This is a genomic window from Aeromonas sp. HMWF014, from assembly GCF_963878295.1.
Lineage (GTDB): Bacteria > Pseudomonadota > Gammaproteobacteria > Enterobacterales > Aeromonadaceae > Aeromonas > Aeromonas popoffii.
The window spans coordinates 1-1,604 of sequence record NZ_CAWNYS010000503.1; the positions used below are offsets into that span (position 1 = coordinate 1).

A 1,604-nucleotide genomic window follows, 5' to 3' on the forward strand; every position below is an offset into this window, starting at 1 on the left:
GGGTTACAACCGGCTGCTGTCCGATGTCGCCGAGGGTAACATTCACTTCAAGGGGGCCGGGGGATACAACCACCTCTCCCGCCAGGGGGCGGGCAGCGACAGCTCTCCTTTTGCCGGCGCCCGCGCTGACGAGATTGTGCTGACCACGGCCACCATGGGCGGCAGCTGGATCAACCAGTCCCACGCCGTCACGGCCATCAAGTCCAGCCTGCAAGCCAATACCTACCTGTTTGCCTTCTTCGACGGCATGTATACCAAGGTCAACCGGATCACGCTCTCCAATGAGGGCGAGCACGGTGCCCTGCGCTATCTCTCCACCTCCTGGTACAAGGAGGGTAACCAGCTCGAAGGGCTTGCCAGCCAGCAGATTGACGATCACCACGGCTTCATCTCGACCCAAACCGATGGCGCCTACCGGCTGAGCGATCTGGTGTTTGAGCGGCGCCAGCGCATCAAGCTGGATGCGGTGGAAGCGGATCTGACCGAAAACAGCTGGATCAACTACGGCGGTGGCGTGAACGTGGCGGCCGCCGACGTGACGCTCTCCAGCGCCAAGATGAGTGGCTACGCCATTTTTGAAGATGGCACAAAGGTCGATGTGAGCGCGATCACATCCCGGGTGCAGGCCAACACCTATGTGTTTGCCAAGCAGCTTGGCCCCTACACCAAGATAGTGGTGGTGGAGCTTGCCAATGACCAGGAGACAGGGGCGCTCAAGTATCTGTCCAAGGCCTGGTACAAGGAGGGAAACCATCTGGCAGGGTTGGCCAATCAGGTCATCTCTGAGCGTACCGGCTTTACCTCCATGGGCAAGGGGGGCTACTCCCTGAGCGAGGTGCACTATCAACTCGATACTGTGACTGCGGTATCGGATCGTCTGCCTGCCACCCGGGAGTTCTCCAGCCAGCTGTTGCTGCCCCGTCAGCAAGACGGCGGCAACAGTAAGGGGGACATCTTCTTCGACGGTGCCGGTGCCGGCAACGTCATCGAGTCCGACGTGACCGAGGGCAACATCCACTTCAATGGCGCCGGGGCGGCCAACGTGCTGATCAAACGCGGTCAGCGTGGCGATCTGGTGTTCCGTGGTGCCGGCCTTGCCAACGTACTGGTGCATCAGGGTGCGCAGGGGAAGATGGATGTCTATGCCGCCGGTGCGGCCAACGTGCTGGTACGCAGCGGGGACGGGGAGTACCTGGCCCGCCTGCTGGCCTATGGCAACATCTCGGTGCAGCAGGGACGTGGCGACAGCCAGGTCGTGATGCTGGGCGGCTACAACACCCACACCCAGATCGGCGATGGCAATGGTCTCTGGCTGGCCGGCGGTGGGGCAAACGTGCTGACCCAGGTCGGTGAGGGGCAGCTTGATGCCATGCTGGTCGGCGGCGCCAACGTGCTGACCAAGCTGGGTGCTGGCCAGCTGACCGCCGGACTGTTGGGGGGCGCCAATGTGCTGACCCACATCAGCCAGGGGGACGAGGCAGCCGATACCCGCGCCGTGTTGCTGGGGGGCGCCAACGTGCTCACCAAGCAGGGCAACGGCAAGGTGCAGGCCATTCTGGGGGGCGGCGTGAATGTGCTGACCCAGATTGGCCGGGGTGATACCC

Annotated in this window: 1 protein-coding gene; it reads left to right on the forward strand. The window is 62.9% G+C overall.

Features of this window, described 5'->3' with window-relative positions:
- A partial coding sequence (rtxA, locus tag AAC083_RS19710; protein WP_108535523.1) for an MARTX multifunctional-autoprocessing repeats-in-toxin holotoxin RtxA occupies positions 1 to 1,604 on the forward strand: 1,604 nt, incomplete at both ends.